The sequence below is a fragment of the Gemmobacter aquatilis genome (assembly GCF_900110025.1).
Classification (GTDB): Bacteria; Pseudomonadota; Alphaproteobacteria; order Rhodobacterales; family Rhodobacteraceae; genus Gemmobacter; species Gemmobacter aquatilis.
Map to the genome: position 1 here is coordinate 78,311 of NZ_FOCE01000007.1, position 14,916 is coordinate 93,226.

The window sequence follows — 14,916 nt, forward strand, 5'->3', positions numbered from 1 at the left end:
CATGATTACGGAAATCATCATTGCGGCCCTGCTGGCCATTGGCGGAACCTTCGGGCTTGTGGGCAGTTACGGGCTGGTGAAACTGCCCGATCTGATGACGCGGCTGCACGCGCCCACCAAGGCCTCGACGCTGGGGGTGGGCGGGGTGTTGCTGGCCTCGATGGCGGATGCGGCGTTGCGGCAGGGCACGGTGAGCTGGCACGAGCTGCTGGTGACGCTGTTCCTATTCCTGACGGCGCCGATCACTGCAAATTTCATCGCCAAGGCCCATATCGCCCGGGCGATGCCGCGCGAACCCCTGCCGCCCACCGGCACGGCGCGCGACTGGGCAACGCTGGATCTGAGCGACGAGCCGGTGATGCCGCAACTGACCCCGCCGGGGCGGCCCGGGCGACCTTCCTGACCCAATCGGGGGGGCACCCCCTGTACACCGGGGGTACACCGGGCGTGCTGCCGGTGTGCTGACAGATGTACACCGTCTGTGCCGCATCGGTCGGCGCGGCGCAAAAACGGCCCCCCTGCCCCGAATCCCTGCCGAATCCGGGGCCGATCAGGACGGCGCGCCCGATCAGAACGCCTTGAAGGTCATCGTGGTCAGCGTGCGCTGGATGCCCGGAATGTCGAACAGCGCCTCGCTGAGGAAATGGCCGACATCGGCCTCGTCCGGGATATAGACCTTGGCGATCAGATCATATTCGCCAGAGGTCGAGAACAGCTCGCTCACCACCTCGCGGTCATAGATGGCGGTGGCGACCTGATAGGTCTGGCCGGGGGTGCAGCGGAACTGGACGAAGACGCATTGCATGGGGGTGCTCCTTTCGCGGCAGCTTAGGCGGGCGGGCGGGGCTTGCCAAGATCAGCCCTCGGGGTCGGCGGGCTTCAGGGCCAGCGGGGCAGCAGCTTTGGGCAGATCGTCGATGCCCAGCGCGATGCGCGGACGGGCAAGGCGGTTGCGCACCACCCAGAGCAGGCGCTTTTCGGCGCGGGTGATGGCGACATAGGCAAGGCGCTTCCACAGGGGGATGCCCGCCTCCATCCGTCCGGCCTGCGAGGCGGCCCACAGGTCCGGCGCAAAGACCTGCACGGTGTCCCACTGGCTGCCCTGCGCCTTGTGGATGGTGACGGCGGAGCCATGCAGGAAGGCCGCCCCCATGGTGGCGGCAGAGGGGATGAAGGGTTCTTCTTCATCGGGGCGTTCGATCTTGATGATCGAGGCGGCAGACAGTTGCGGCTCTTCGGCGCCGATCACATGCAGGCGGGCAAAGCCGGGGCGGCTGCCGGGGCCAAGGTAGATGACCTGCGCGCCTTTGATCAGGCCCCGCGCCTCAAGGTCGATCCGCTTCTTGCGGTGCTTCAGCGGCAGTTCTATGCCGTCGCAGATCAACGGCTCGCCGGGGATCAGCGCATCGCTGGGCGCTCCTTGCGCGGCGCGGAAGGCGGTGATCAGGCGGATGCGGGTGGCATTGCGCCAGACCAGCACCGGGCTGCGCGCCATCAGATCGCTGTCCACCCGTTCGGCCATCACCACCCGGTCATCCTCGCGCGCGGCCTTTTCGACCATGCGTTCGAAACTGTCGAAGGTCAGATCGGGGTCGGCCAGCGCATGGGCCAGATCGAGGATCGGGTTGCCCTCGGCCTGCCGGTGGATGCGGCTGAGGATCAACTGCCGGGTTTCGCCCAGCTTCTGGAACACCATTTCGCCCGACTGGCCGACGGGGGCCAACTGCGCCGGATCGCCGAACAGCACCAGCGTCGGGAAAATGGCGCGCAGGTCGTCAAGCTGGCGTTCATCCAGCATCGAGGCTTCATCGACGAAGCCGACATCCAGCGGCTCTTCCCGCCGCTTCCAGCCCTTGATGAAATCGCTGCCGCGCAGCCCCGCCGCCGCCAGCGCGCCGGGGATCGAGGCGACCTGATCGTAGAAGGCTTTCGCCCGGTCCAGCGCCAGTTCGGTCAGCCCTTCCACCTCGGGCCGTTTGCCGTTGCCGGCCAGCCATTCGGCGATCAGTTCATATTGCGGGTCATAGACCGGGGTATAGAGGATGCGGTGGATGGTGGTCGCGGGCACGCCGCGCATCCGCAGCACCGAGGCCGCCTTGTTGGTGGGCGCCAGAATCGCCAAGGTGCGGCGTTCCTTGCGCTTCTTGCCCTCGTAATCGCCCGAGACGATATCGACCCCGGCCCCCTGCAAGGCCTTGTAAAGCTGCGACAGCAGCATGGTCTTGCCCGATCCGGCCTTGCCGATCACCGCAAGGACGGAAGATTTGCCCTCCACCGCGGGAACCAGGGTTCCCTCATGCAGGTCGATCCCCATGCCGCGAAGCTGGTCGGAGACGCGATCCCAGGCCTCGGCCTGATCGTCGGAGAAGGGCAGCGGAGCGTTTTGCATGGCGCGGACCATAGTGCAACGCTTTGGCCAAGGCGAGGGGGCGCGCGCGGATCAGTTGGGGCGCGGCCTGCCCCCGGTCATCGTCGCGCGGGCGGCCAGTTCCACCTCGGCCACGCGCATTGCAGTTTCCACTTGCGCGGCCAGCGCGGGCAGGCCGTTCGTCAGGGCAAAGCTCCTGAGATCGGACAGCACATCAAAGATCCAGTCCTGGCGCATGACGCCCCCATATCCTTACAACAAACCCACCGGCGACCTGTGCCCGGCAGCCTGACACTATTGGAGGATTGGTCAACAGATCGTCACTAAACCCAAGGGTGAAATGCAAAGCGCCGCCCCGAAGGGCGGCGCAGGCCGGGACAGGTGCACGACCGATCAGCGGCCGCGGCTGGCTTCCAGCGTGTCTTCAAAGGTGCGCAGCCCGGTATGGGGCGCCTGCACCAGCACGGCCATGTTGCCGGGCTTGTGCTGGTTGCGCAGCATCTTCACATGGGCCGCCGGGATTTCATCCCAAGGGAAGACCTCGGACATGCAGGGGTCGATCCGGCGTTCCAGCATCATCTTGTTGGCCGCCGCCGCCTGTTTCAGGTGGGCGAAGTGGCTGCCCTGCAGGCGCTTCTGGTGCATCCACATATAGCGCACGTCGAAGGTGCAGTTGAAGCCCGAGGTGCCGGCACAGATGACGACCATACCGCCCTTCTTGCAGATCAGCGCCGAAACCGGGAAGGTGGCCTCGCCCGGGTGTTCAAACACCATATCGACGTTGACGCCCTTGCCGGTGATGTCCCAGATCGCCTTGCCGAACTTGCGGGCCTCTTTCAGCCAGTCGTTGTATTCCGGCGTGTTGACCTTGGGCAGTTGCCCCCAGCACTTGAAGTCCTTGCGGTTGATCACGCCCTTGGCGCCCAGAGACATGACAAACTCGCGCTTGTCTTCCTCGGAGATCACGCCAATCGCATTGGCGCCTGCCGCGTTGATGAGCTGGATGGCGAAAGAGCCAAGCCCGCCCGAGGCGCCCCAGACCAGCACGTTCTGGCCGGGTTTCAGGTCATGCGGTTCGTGGCCGAACAGCATCCGGTAGGCGGTGGCCAGCGTCAGCGTGTAGCAGGCGCTTTCTTCCCAGGTCAGGTGCTTGGGGCGCGGCATGAGCTGCTGGGCCTGCACGCGGGTGAACTGCGCGAAAGAGCCGTCCTGGGTTTCATAGCCCCAGATGCGCTGGCTGGGCGAGAACATCGGGTCGCCGCCGTTGCATTCCTCGTCGTCGCCGTCATCCTGGTTGCAGTGGATCACCACCTCGTCGCCGACCTTCCAGCGCTTCACCTTGTCGCCCACGGCCCAGACGATGCCCGCGGCATCGGAGCCTGCGATGTGGTAGGGCGCCTTGTGCACGTCGAAGGGCGAGATCGGCACGCCGAGGCCAGCCCAGACGCCGTTGTAGTTCACGCCAGCAGCCATGACGAGCACCAGAACCTCGTGGCTGTCGATGGCCCAGGTGTCCACCACCTCGACCTGCATGGCGACATCGGGTTCGCCATGACGCTCGCGCCGGATGGCCCAGGCATACATCTGCTTGGGCACATGGCCGAGCGGCGGCATTTCACCGACTTCATAGAGGTCTTTGACGGGCGCATCGTAAGCCGCGATTGCGGGGTGCGTATCCAGAGCCATGGGGGCCTCCTGCCAGAAAGATGCCGCGCCGCAGAATCGGCGCGGTATGGAGGCAAGAAATACCCCGATTGCGCAACATTGCAACTGGAAAGAGGTCTATCTTGTAATTTTATGTCCGCCGCGTCGCAGCGTTAGCGCAGGGCTTACCGCTTGCGCACGAACTCGGTCAGGATGACGATGCGCTGGCCTTCCACCCGGCCTTCGATCTGGGCGGCATTGTCGGCGACGAGGCTGATTCCGCGCACCGCCGTGCCGCGTTTGGCGGTGAAGCCTGCGCCCTTCACCGGCAGATCCTTGATCAGCACCACGGTATCGCCCTGCGCCAGCAAAGCGCCGTTGCTGTCACGATGTTCCACGGCGCCGGCGATCTGGGTCCAGCCTTCCACCTCGGGCGGCAGGATCATGGCATCGCGCGCCTCATGCGCCCAAGGCTCGGACAGGGCGCCCAGCTTGCGCCAGACGGCCAGTTGTACCGCAGGCACGGCCGACCAGGCAGCCCCTTCCAGACAGCGCCAGTGATCCGCCGCGACATCCTCTTCGCCGCGGCAGGCCGGACAGAGCAGAACCTCGCCCGCAGGCGGCACATCGACCGCCTCCAGCCCCGCATCCGCCCCGCAGAATTCGCAAACCCCGCCCGCGCGTTTCAGCAATTCCTTCATGGTCCGCTCCTTTTCACTTTGCTTCGGCTTAGGCTCCCGACGGGCTGCGGGCAATGGCCGATACCGCCTTTGCCCTTGCTTTCAGGGCAGAAAACACGCATATATTGGCACGCTAGTTAACTCACTCGACCACTGTCTCCCTCACCGGCCACAGCTATCGACTTGCGCTGACGACGCCGGGCCGCCGCACTCTCGCGGGCGGCGTTCAAAAATGGAGACATCACGATGGCCAAGGGCACCGTGAAATGGTTCAACGCCACCAAGGGTTACGGCTTCATTGCACCGGAAGGCGGCAAGAAAGACGTGTTCGTTCACATCACTGCGCTGGAACGTGCCGGCATCCGGGCTCTGGCTGATGGTCAGGCTGTGACCTTCGATATCGAATCCGGTCGTGACGGTCGCGAATCGGCGACGAACCTGTCGGTTTCCTGAGATCGCGCGCGCGATGCGGCGTCCGGCGCGGGCGCTGCGTTGCACCAGATAGCAAAAGGGCGGGCGCGTCAGGCCCGCCCTTTTCGCATGTGGGATGGCGTTCAGGCCGCCCGCAGCAGCAGCCGTTCGCGCAGCGCATGTTCAAAGCCGACGCGCAGCGACACCGACGAGGCGGGCGCGCGCAGTTGCACCGGGGCGCCATGTTCCTCGGGGAAGATCTGGGTGGTGCAATCGCGCGAGATCAGCATCACCGGCACGCTGACGCCACTGCTGCGCAGCAGGTTGATGTTGCGCAGCACCGCGTCCAGCCCGCCGAAACTGTCACATTCGATGACGAACAGGCCAAAGGCGGTGGGATCGTCGATCAGCCCGGCCATGGCGGAATAGATTTCCTCTTGCCATTCGATCAGCCCGCCCATCCCGGCAAGGCGTTTGGCCGTCACCTCGGCCAGCGGCGCGCCGGGTTCGGCCAGAAACAGCACCCGTGCGCCCCAGCCCACAAGCGTGGCGTCCTGTTCGATCGTGCGGAACATCTGCATGGCAACCTCCACTGGTGCTTTAGGGCGTTACCCAAGGGGTAGCGGCGAATCTTGTCGAGATTTGGGAAAGAACGCGGCCATTCCGTCGCAAGCGGACCGCCATTCAGGCCGCCCCTGCCCTAGGCTGATGCAAGATCCGCCGGGGCATGGGCCGAAGATGACAGCGACAGATTACGAAATCCTTATCGACGCCCCGACATGGGCTTTCATCGACGCAACCAACCGCTGGTATCCACCGGAAACCGCCAGCTTTACCGTGGCGCAGCAGCGCGCGGTCTATGACCGGATGTGCGCGGCCTTTCGCCAGCCGCGCCCGGCAGGCGTGCAGGTGGTGGACCGGGCTTTGGGCGGGGTGCCGTGCCGGGTGTATGAGGCCGGGCCAAGCCGCGCCACGGTGCTGTATTTCCACGGCGGCGGCTTTGTGGTGGGCGGGCTGGACAGCCATGATGATGTTTGCGCGGAACTCTGTGCCGCGACCGGGCTGCGGCTGGTGAGCGCCGATTACCGGCTGGCGCCAGAGCACCCCCACCCCGCCGCGTTTGACGATGCCTGCGCCGCGACGCGGGCGGCGGCGGCAGAGTTTGGCGGGCCGGTGCTGGTGATGGGCGATTCGGCGGGCGGGTCGCTGGCAGCCAGTGTCGCCCATGCGCTGCGCGGGCGGCTGGCGCTGCGCGGTGTGGTGCTGATCTATCCGGCGCTGGGGGGCGACCGCAGCCGGGGCAGCTATCTGACCCATGCGCAGGCGCCGATGCTGACAACGGCGGATGTGGAGGCTTATGCCGCCCTGCGCCATGGCGGGGCGGAGCCGTTGGCCGACCCGCGCGCCGATGCACTGCGCGACACCGATTTCAGCGGCCTGCCGCCCGTGGTGATCTTTGCGGCGGAATGTGACCCGCTGGCCGATGACGGCCCGGACTATGCGGCGCGGATCGCGGCGGCGGGCGGCACGGCGCGCTGTGTCACCGAGCCGGGGCTGGTGCATGGCTATCTGCGCGCGCGCCATTCGGTGCCGCGCGCCGCAGACAGTTTCGCCCGCATCATCGCCGCGTTGGCAGCGCTGGCCTAGTTGCCAGCGCCGACCATGCGGCGGTGGGCCAGAACTTCCTCCAGCCAGCCCAGCCGCATTTCGGGGACCGAAGACAGCAGCAGGTCGGTGTAATCGTCATAGGGGGGCGAAAGCACATCGGATTTGGTGCCGTAGCGCCGCACCTCGCCCTTGTACATCACGGCGATCCGGTCGGCGATGGCGCGGACGGTGGCCAGATCATGGGTGATGAACAGATAGGCCACCCCCGCCTCGGCCTGAAGGTTCAGCAGCAGTTTCAGGATGCCGTCGGCCACCAGCGGGTCAAGGGCCGAGGTCACCTCGTCGCAGATGATCAGCTTGGGCTGGGCGGCAAGGGCACGGGCGATGCAGACGCGCTGCTTCTGGCCGCCGGACAGTTCGGCGGGGTAACGGTCGGCATAGCCGCGGCCCATTTCGATCTGATCCAGCAGGTCCTGCACGCGCTGGCGCTTGGCGGCGCCGCGTAGGCCGAAATAGAACTCCAACGGGCGGCCGATGATGGTTTCCACCGTCTGGCGCGGGTTCATCGCCACATCGGCCATCTGGTAGATCATCTGCAACTCGCGCAGGTCATCGCGGGTGCGCCCGGCCAGATCGGGCGAGAGCGTGCGCCCGTTGAAGGTGATGCGGCCCTGCGTGGCGGGCAGCAGGCCGGTGATCACCCGGGCCAGCGTCGATTTGCCCGACCCGCTTTCCCCCACCACCGCCAGCGTCTGCCCGGCAGGCAGATCGACCTGCACGTTTTTCAGCACATCAAAGTTGGTGCCCTTGTAGCGGGCAGAGATGTTCTGCACACTGAGCACCGGCGCCGATCCGGCAGGCTTTTCGGCATGGTCAATGGAACGGACGGAGACGAGCGCGCGGGTATAATCCTGACGTGGGGTTTCGATGATCTGCGCGCAGGTGCCATATTCGACCATGCGGCCATGGCGCAGCACCATGATATGGTCGGCCACCTGCGCCACCACGGCCAGATCATGGGTGATATACAGCGCGGCGACGCCGGTTTCGCGGATCGCGCGTTTGATCGCGGCCAGAACCTCGATCTGGGTCGTGACATCCAGCGCGGTGGTGGGTTCGTCGAACACCACCAGATCGGGTTTCGGGCACAGCGCCATGGCGGTCATCACCCGCTGCAACTGCCCGCCCGATACTTGGTGCGGAAAGCGTTTGCCGATGGTTTCGGGGTTGGGCAGGCCAAGCTGGCGGAACAGATCGACGGCGCGCGCCTCGGCCTCGGCCCGGGCCATGCCGGTGGCGAGCGTGGTTTCGATCACCTGTTCCATCAGCGGCTTGGCCGGGTTGAAGGCGGCGGCGGCGCTTTGGGCGACATAGGTCACCTCTTTGCCGCGCAGGGCGCGCAGGCCGCCGGGGCCGGATTGCAGGATGTCGCGCCCGTTGACGAACACCTCGCCCCCGGTGATGCGCACCCCGCCCCGCCCATAGGCCATGGAGGACAGGCCGATGGTCGATTTGCCCGCGCCGCTTTCGCCGATCAGGCCCAGCACCTTGCCCTTCTCGACCGTCAGCGACACGCCGTGCACCAGCGTCACCTCTTTCGGCGCCTCGCCCGGTGGATAGGCGGTGGCGCCGATCTTGAGGTTGCGGATGTCCAGCAATGCGCTTGGCAGGGTATCCTTAGGCACCGCGGCCTCCTTTCAGGCTGGAGGTGCGGTTGAGCACCCAGTCGGCCACGAGGTTGACCGAGATGGCCAGCGTGGCGATGGCGAAGGCCGGGATCAGGGCGGCCGGGATGCCGTAGACGATGCCCTCTTTGTTTTCCTTCACGATGCCGCCCCAATCGGCCAGCGGCGGTTGCACGCCAAGGCCAAGGAAGGACAGGGTCGAGATGAACAGCACGGCAAAGATGAAGCGCAGGCCCATTTCGGCGACCAGCGGCGACAGGGCGTTGGGCAGGATTTCACGGAAGATGATCCAACCCTGTTTCTCGCCGCGCAAGCGGGCGGCCTCGACATAGTCCATCACCGCGACATCGACGGCGACGGCGCGGGCCAGGCGGAAGACGCGGGTGCTATCGAGGATGCCCATGACGAGGATCAGCACCGGCAGGGTGACCGGCATCACCGACAGCACCACCAGCGCCGAGATCAGCGAGGGGATCGACATCATCAGATCGACCATCCGCGACAACGCCTGATCGACCCAGCCGCCCTTGACGGCGGCAAAGAAGCCCAGGGTGGAGCCGAGGCCGAAGGACAGCAGCGTGGCGCAGGCGGCGACGAAAATCGTGGTGCGCCCGCCCCAGATCATCCGTGACAGCAGATCACGGCCAATACTGTCGGTGCCCAGCCAGAACTGCGCCGAAGACGGCTCCCAACTGTCGCCCACCACTTCGGCCATGCCGTAGGGGGCGATCAGCGGGGCAAGCAGGGCCGCGCCGAAATAGGCGCAGGTGAAGGTCAGCCCCAGCAGGGCGGCAAGGGGGTAGCGCCTCATTTCGGGTGCCTCAGTCGGGGATTGGCGAGGATCGACACGAGGTCGGCGATCAGGTTCAGGCCGATATAGACGCCGGCGAAGACGAGGCCACAGGCCTGCACCACCGGCACGTCACGTTTGGCGACGTGATCGACCAGATATTGCCCCATGCCGGGATAGACGAAGACCACCTCGACCACGACCACACCGACCACCAGATAGGCGAGGTTGATCATCACCACATTGACCACCGGCGCCACCGCATTGGGCAGGGCATGGCGGGCGATGATCAGGAAGGGGCGCAGGCCCTTCAGCTCGGCGGTTTCGATATAGGCCGATTGCATCACGTTCAGGATGGCGGCGCGGGTCATCCGCATCATATGGCCCAGCACGGCCAGAACCAGCACGATCACCGGCAGGGAAATGGCATAAAGCCGCTCGCCAAACGCCATCCCGTCATAGACGGCGGCCAGCGAGGGGAAGACGCGGAACTGCACCGACAGGAAGTAGACGGCGATATAGCCCACGAGAAATTCGGGCACCGAAATGGTGGCCAGCGTGACGGTGGAGATCAGCTTGTCGGGCCAGCGGTTGCGATAGCGCACCGACACAAGGCCCAGCAGCACCGCCAGCGGCACTGCGATCACGGCGGCGCAAGAGGCGAGGAACAGCGTATTGGCCAGCCGTTTGCCCAAGGCGGGCGCGATGGGTTCGCCATTCGACAGCGCGGTGCCCAGATCGCCCTGCACCACCCCGGCCAGCCAGCCGAAATAGCGGCTGAGCGCCGGTTCGTTCAGGCCCAGCTGTTCGCGCAGGTTGGCCAGCGTTTCCGGCGTGGCGGATTGGCCGAGGATGGATTGCGCCACATCGCCCGGCAGGATCTGCGTGCCGACGAAGATCAGCACCGAGGCCGCCCACAGCAGCAGGAGGCCCAGCGCAAGGCGCTGGGCAACCAGTGTCACGACAGGATGAGCCATGCCCTCATGCCATCCAAGTCTTGGATGTGGCAAGGCCGTTCATCATCTCCTGCTCGCCATTCGGAAGCCAGCCGGCAATGGCCTCGGAATGCGCTTCGACCCAATCGTTGAACATCGGGCAGATCACGCCGCCTTCTTCCCACAGGATCTTGGCGATCTTGCTGTAGAGTTCCTTGCGCTTGGCCAGATCGGTTTCGCTGCGGGCTTGCAGCACCAGATCGTCGAATTCCTTGTTCGAGAACTTGGTGTCGTTCCAATCCGCCGTGGAGACATAGGCGGTGGAATACATCTGGTCCTGCACCGGGCGGCCGCCCCAATAGCTGGCGCAGAAGGGTTTGACGTTCCAAACATCCGACCAATAGCCGTCATCCGGCACGCGCTTGATTTCCAGCGGGATGCCCGCCGCCTTGGCGCTGGCCTGAAACAGCGCCGCCGCATCCACCGCGCCGGGGAAGGCGCCGTCGGCGACGATCAGCTCGATCGGGCTGCCGTCATGGCCGGAGGCCTTGTAATGTTCGGCGGCCTTTTCCAGCGAAAATTCGCGCTGCGGCAGGGTTTCGTCGAACAGCGGATAGGCCTTGTTGATCGGGATGTCGTTGCCGACCGAGCCGAAGCCGTCGAGGATCTTGTCCACCAGCTCTTGCCGGTTGATGGCGTATTTCAGCGCCAGCCGCAGATCCTTGTTGTCGAAGGGGGCGGTGTTGCAATGCATGATGAAGACATAATGCCCGCGGCCCGACACATTGGTGACCGACACGCCCGGCGCGCGGGCCAGCAGTTTGGCGACCTTTGGGTCAACCCGGTTGATCATGTGGACCTGACCGGATTGCAGCGCCGCGGTGCGGGCCGTGCTGTCATTGATGATGAGGAATTCCACCCCGTCATAATGGCCGCGCGTGGTATCCCAGTCTTCCGCGAACTTCTCGAACACATAGCGCACGCCGGCTTCGGCGGAGACGACCTTGTAGGGGCCGGTGCCGATCGCCTTGTTCGGATCATCGACGCCGCCCTTGGGCTGGACCAGCAGGTGATAATCGGCCAGCAGATAGGGCAGATCGGCATTGCCGGTGGCGAGGGTGACCACCACGCTGTCGCCTTCGGCCTTGATGTCGGTGATGGCCTGCATCACGCCATAGGCGCCGGATTTGGCGTTTTCGTCGGAGTGGCGCTTGAAGGTGGCGACCACGTCCTCGACCGTCATGTCGCTGCCGTCGTGGAATTTCACGCCCGAGCGGATCTTGAAGGTCCAGACCGTGCCATCTTCATTGGGGGCAAAGGATTCGGCCAGACGCGGTTCGATGGAGCCGTCGGGCAGTACGTTGACGATGGTATCGCCCCATTGGCGGTTGACGTTGAACGCCACCGGACCATCGGCCAGACCGGGGTCCAGCGCATCGGTGCTTTCGCCGCCGCCCAGACCGACCTTCAGCACACCACCCTTCTTCGGCTCTTCCGCCCGTGCCATTTGTGGCAGCAGCGTCGTGCCCAGCGCGGTGGCCATGCCCAGCGCGGCGGCGCGGCCCATGAATCCGCGGCGGGTCAAACCAGCGCTGTCGATCGCGTCGAGCAGCTTGCTGAGATCGTCTTTCATCCGAGTCTCCCTGACAGTTTTTATGTGATTATTTGCTCAAGCATGGCGGGAAAGCCGTGTTTGCGTAAACATTTTTTTTGGGCTTTTCCTGTCGGTTTCCCGTCATATGTGGTCGCGTTTGACGGGCGCATGGAATTGGCGGGAAAACACCTGCGCCGCGCCCTCCCATGCCTGAAGCTGCGCATCCATCTGCAGATTTTGCGCTGCGGCGCTCATCTGGCAGGTGGCGAGGCTGCGCACCGACCAGTCGCCCCGCGCCAGACGCTGTTCATAGGAAATCTCCACCCGCGCAGACAGCGGATCGTCGGGATGGATCGACCAGACCTCGCGCAGGGTTTCGCCGGTGATCAGGCCATGGGTCAGGTTTTCGGCATCGCCGGTGTCTTCTTCGACAATCAGCGCGATGCGGCCGGTGATCAGGTCATGTTCGATCCGCCGGGCGGCGGCGGGGGCCCGCAAGACGCGGTGTTTCCAGCCCGGCGCGGCCTCGGGCACCGGGGGCAGCCATTCGTCGCCGCGGCTGCCGGAATGGCGCGGCAGATCCAGCGTGCCGGACTCGAGCGTCAGCGTCGCCGCCTCGGGCGAGGGCCACAGGAACGGCCAGTAGGTGGTGGACAGTGCCAGCCGCAGCCGATGGCCGGGGGCCAGCCGGTAGCCCATCTGATCGAGGGTCAGCGCGATGTCGAACGCCTCGGCCACCGGCACCGGGGTCGGCTGTTCCATGCTGTCGCGGTGGCGCAGGTTCAGGATGCCATGGCAGATGCGCACCGAAGCGCCATCGGGCGCCACGTCGCAGAGCCGCGCCACGAGGAAGGCCATCGGCTTGTCGCTGCGCAGCCGCAGGTGAAGGGTGGCTTGCCCCAGCAGGTCCATGCCTTCGGCCAGCGGATCGGTGTCGAAACAGACCGACAGCGCATCGTCAGCGCGCTGGTCGCCGGGCATTTCGGCGTGCAGGCCCATCGGGAAGAACTCGCCGGTGTGCAGCCCCAGATGCTGCGGCGTGGCAACGGAGAGGCCCAGGGCCGCGGCACCCTGCCCCAACCGCCCCGGCGAAAGCGCCAGAACCGCGCGCGTCACGCGGGGGCTGGGCCATTGCTCCTCTACCACCCAATGGCCAGGGCGATGGGCGGCGCAGGCATCGGGCGGCGCGGAATGGAGCATATAGGCGCGGTAGCGCGGCCCCTGCGCCACGCCGTTGTCGATGCCCTTCAGCCAGCAATCCCACCAGCGGATCGCCTCTTGCAGAAAGCCGATCTGCGGGCCGGGCACGGCGGTATGGGGGTATTGGTGCACCCATGGCCCCATGACCCCCTGCCCCACGCCGGGATGGTTGGTCATCACATGGCCCAGCGTGTTCATGTAATTGTCGGCCCAGCCGCCGAAATTCAGCACCGGCACCTGCATCCGGCCCCAGTCTTCGCAGATTGAGCCGTGTTTCCAATAGGCGTCGCGGGTCTGGTGGCTGGCCCAGCGCGGGGCGAGCCAAGGCTCGGCCTCCAGCCGCGCCAGCCAGTCTTGCCGCCAGTCGGGGCGCAGCGCCGGATCGGCGGGGCGCGAGGAGAAGGACAGCATCACCGCCCCCCAGCCGAAATTCTCGCCCAAGAGGCAACCGCCCTTGAAATGCACGTCATCGGCGAAACGGTCGGCGGTGGAACAGACCGAAATCACCGCCTTCAGCGCCGGGGGCTGGTTGAAGGCGGCTTGCAGGCAGTTGAAGCCGCCCCAGCTTTTGCCCATCATCCCGACCGCGCCGCTGCACCATGGCTGGCGCGACAGCCAGTCGATGACGGCCACGGCATCATCCATTTCCTGCTGGGTGTATTCGTCCGCCATCAGCCCTTCGCTGTCGCCATTGCCGCGCATGTCCACCCGGATGCAGGCATAGCCATGGCCGGCGACGTAGGGGTGCATCAGCTCATCCCGCACCAAGGTGCCGTCGCGTTTGCGGTAGGGGATGTATTCCAGCACGGCAGGCACCGGGTTTTCCCCGGCATCCTCGGGGCGCCAGATCCGGGCCGACAGGCGCACGCCATCGGGCATCATGATCCCCTCGTCCGGCAGGTCGATGATCTTGCGGGGGAAATCGGTGACGGTGCGCATGGTGTTCTCCGGGTTCGGGCGGGGCCTCTGGCGCCAGCCTAGCGGTGGCGGTGCGGGCTGCTGGCCCAATCCCGACATGACGGGCGCTGGCGCCGCCCCGCCGGTCAGGCCGAGTCCTGCGCGGTGGCGGCCAGCCAGTCGGTCAGCGCGCGGGGGATGCCCGGCAGATCGGGCCGGGTGACCAGCCAATAGCCACAGTCCGCCCGCTCCACCTGAGGGCCGACGGGGACGAGCGTGCCGTTGGCGAGATGGCTGGCGATAAGCTGCACCCAGCCCAGCGCCACGCCCTGTTCGGCCAGCGCCGCCTGAATGACGAATCCATAGGTGTTCAGCACCATATCGCCCGGCGCGGGGGCGCGGGCGATGCCCTGTGTGTGCAACCAACTGGCCCAGGTAAACCAGCGCGAGGGGCCTTCGTTTTCCAGATGCAGCAAAGGCGCCTGCGCCAGATCGGCCAGCGTGGCAAACGGCCCGTGCCGCGCCAGAAAGCCGGGGCTGCAAACCGGCACCACGCGTTCGGGCATCAAAAGACGCGCCCCCTCGGGCATGTCGCTGCGGCGCCCGAACAGGATGGCGGCATCGGCGCTGCCATCCAACCCCTCGTCGATCCCCTGCGAGGCGATGATATGCACCTGAACCTCGGGGTGCAGAGCGCGAAACTCGGTGACGCGCGGCATCAGCCAGAAGGCGGCGAACCCGTAATCGGTAAAGATGCGGATCACCGGCGCCTTGGCCAGCGCCCGCGCCTCTTGCGTGGCGGCGTCGATCCCCGCCACCCCGGCCTGCACCGCCGCCAGCAGCAGGTGCCCCGCCGGTGTGGGCTTGCTGCCGCCAGAGTGGCGCTGGAACAGCGGCAGGCCGACCTGTTCCTCGATCCGGCGCACCTGGTAGCTGACAGCGGGCTGCGACAGGCCCAGTTCTGCCGCCGCAGCGCTGAGCGAGCCGTGCCGCCCCACCGCCGCGAAGATGCGCAGCCAGCCCAGATCGAGTTTGCGCGGAGCCATAAGTAGCCTTTATGGTTTGGATCGAAAATAACCGTCTATACAGACCATGGCATACAGA

At 65.9% G+C, this 14,916-nt stretch carries 15 protein-coding genes; 3 read left to right on the forward strand and 12 right to left on the reverse strand.

Annotated features, from left to right (window positions below):
• Position 1: 1 nt before the first annotated feature.
• Positions 2 to 403 (forward strand): Na+/H+ antiporter subunit G, encoded by a 402-nt coding sequence (locus tag BMX43_RS12885; protein ID WP_091302014.1) that lies wholly within the window; start codon positions 2 to 4, stop codon positions 401 to 403.
• Positions 404 to 568: 165 nt separating this feature from the next.
• Here the strand turns inward: BMX43_RS12885 and BMX43_RS12890 are convergent, their stop codons facing one another.
• The 5 genes from BMX43_RS12890 to BMX43_RS12905 form a co-directional block, all read right to left on the reverse strand.
• Positions 569 to 805: an Lrp/AsnC family transcriptional regulator gene (locus BMX43_RS12890; RefSeq protein WP_091302016.1), complete on the reverse strand. Its 237-nt coding sequence runs from the start codon at positions 803 to 805 to the stop codon at positions 569 to 571.
• Positions 806 to 856: 51 nt separating this feature from the next.
• Positions 857 to 2,389 carry an ATP-dependent DNA helicase gene (locus BMX43_RS12895; protein ID WP_091302216.1) on the reverse strand — a complete coding sequence of 511 codons (1,533 nt, stop codon included), beginning with the start codon at positions 2,387 to 2,389 and terminating at the stop codon, positions 857 to 859.
• A 51-nt stretch (positions 2,390 to 2,440) separates the two neighbouring features.
• A complete protein-coding gene (locus tag BMX43_RS19835; RefSeq protein ID WP_175482108.1) occupies positions 2,441 to 2,605 on the reverse strand; it encodes a hypothetical protein in 165 nt (54 codons plus the stop codon).
• A gap of 156 nt (positions 2,606 to 2,761) precedes the next feature.
• A complete protein-coding gene (gene ccrA, locus BMX43_RS12900; RefSeq protein ID WP_091302018.1) occupies positions 2,762 to 4,054 on the reverse strand; it encodes a crotonyl-CoA carboxylase/reductase in 1,293 nt (430 codons plus the stop codon).
• A 143-nt stretch (positions 4,055 to 4,197) separates the two neighbouring features.
• Complete coding sequence (locus tag BMX43_RS12905; protein WP_091302020.1) at positions 4,198 to 4,713, reverse strand: PhnA domain-containing protein; 516 nt, start codon at positions 4,711 to 4,713, stop codon at positions 4,198 to 4,200.
• 225 nt (positions 4,714 to 4,938) lie between these two features.
• On the opposite strand from BMX43_RS12905, the gene BMX43_RS12910 reads away from it, so the two are divergent.
• Complete coding sequence (locus BMX43_RS12910; RefSeq protein WP_091302022.1) at positions 4,939 to 5,145, forward strand: cold-shock protein; 207 nt, start codon at positions 4,939 to 4,941, stop codon at positions 5,143 to 5,145.
• 101 nt (positions 5,146 to 5,246) lie between these two features.
• On the opposite strand, the gene BMX43_RS12915 is transcribed toward BMX43_RS12910, so the two are convergent.
• The gene (locus tag BMX43_RS12915; RefSeq protein ID WP_091302024.1) at positions 5,247 to 5,684 is read right to left on the reverse strand and encodes a hypothetical protein; all 438 of its coding nucleotides are present in this window, start codon (positions 5,682 to 5,684) and stop codon (positions 5,247 to 5,249) included.
• A 157-nt stretch (positions 5,685 to 5,841) separates the two neighbouring features.
• Here BMX43_RS12915 and BMX43_RS12920 point away from each other — a divergent pair, with 157 nt between their 5' ends.
• Entirely contained in the window at positions 5,842 to 6,750 is a 909-nt protein-coding gene (locus tag BMX43_RS12920; RefSeq protein WP_091302218.1) for an alpha/beta hydrolase fold domain-containing protein, read from the forward strand.
• Here BMX43_RS12920 and BMX43_RS12925 read toward each other — a convergent pair.
• The 6 genes from BMX43_RS12925 to BMX43_RS12950 all read right to left on the reverse strand — a co-directional run bounded on the left by BMX43_RS12925 (position 6,747) and on the right by BMX43_RS12950 (position 14,858).
• Positions 6,747 to 8,381 carry an ABC transporter ATP-binding protein gene (locus BMX43_RS12925; RefSeq protein WP_091302220.1) on the reverse strand — a complete coding sequence of 545 codons (1,635 nt, stop codon included), beginning with the start codon at positions 8,379 to 8,381 and terminating at the stop codon, positions 6,747 to 6,749. The two genes, BMX43_RS12920 and BMX43_RS12925, sit on opposite strands and share 4 nt — an antisense overlap.
• A gap of 7 nt (positions 8,382 to 8,388) precedes the next feature.
• Entirely contained in the window at positions 8,389 to 9,207 is an 819-nt protein-coding gene (locus BMX43_RS12930; protein WP_091302026.1) for an ABC transporter permease, read from the reverse strand.
• A complete protein-coding gene (locus tag BMX43_RS12935; RefSeq protein ID WP_091302028.1) occupies positions 9,204 to 10,163 on the reverse strand; it encodes an ABC transporter permease in 960 nt (319 codons plus the stop codon). The genes BMX43_RS12930 and BMX43_RS12935 overlap by 4 nt, the downstream gene beginning before the upstream one ends.
• A gap of 4 nt (positions 10,164 to 10,167) precedes the next feature.
• Positions 10,168 to 11,754 carry an ABC transporter substrate-binding protein gene (locus BMX43_RS12940; RefSeq protein WP_091302030.1) on the reverse strand — a complete coding sequence of 529 codons (1,587 nt, stop codon included), beginning with the start codon at positions 11,752 to 11,754 and terminating at the stop codon, positions 10,168 to 10,170.
• Positions 11,755 to 11,856: 102 nt separating this feature from the next.
• Positions 11,857 to 13,854, reverse strand: coding sequence for a CocE/NonD family hydrolase (locus BMX43_RS12945; RefSeq protein WP_091302031.1), 1,998 nt, complete (start codon positions 13,852 to 13,854; stop codon positions 11,857 to 11,859).
• A 104-nt stretch (positions 13,855 to 13,958) separates the two neighbouring features.
• Positions 13,959 to 14,858 (reverse strand): LysR substrate-binding domain-containing protein, encoded by a 900-nt coding sequence (locus BMX43_RS12950; RefSeq protein ID WP_091302033.1) that lies wholly within the window; start codon positions 14,856 to 14,858, stop codon positions 13,959 to 13,961.
• Positions 14,859 to 14,916 lie beyond the last annotated feature (58 nt).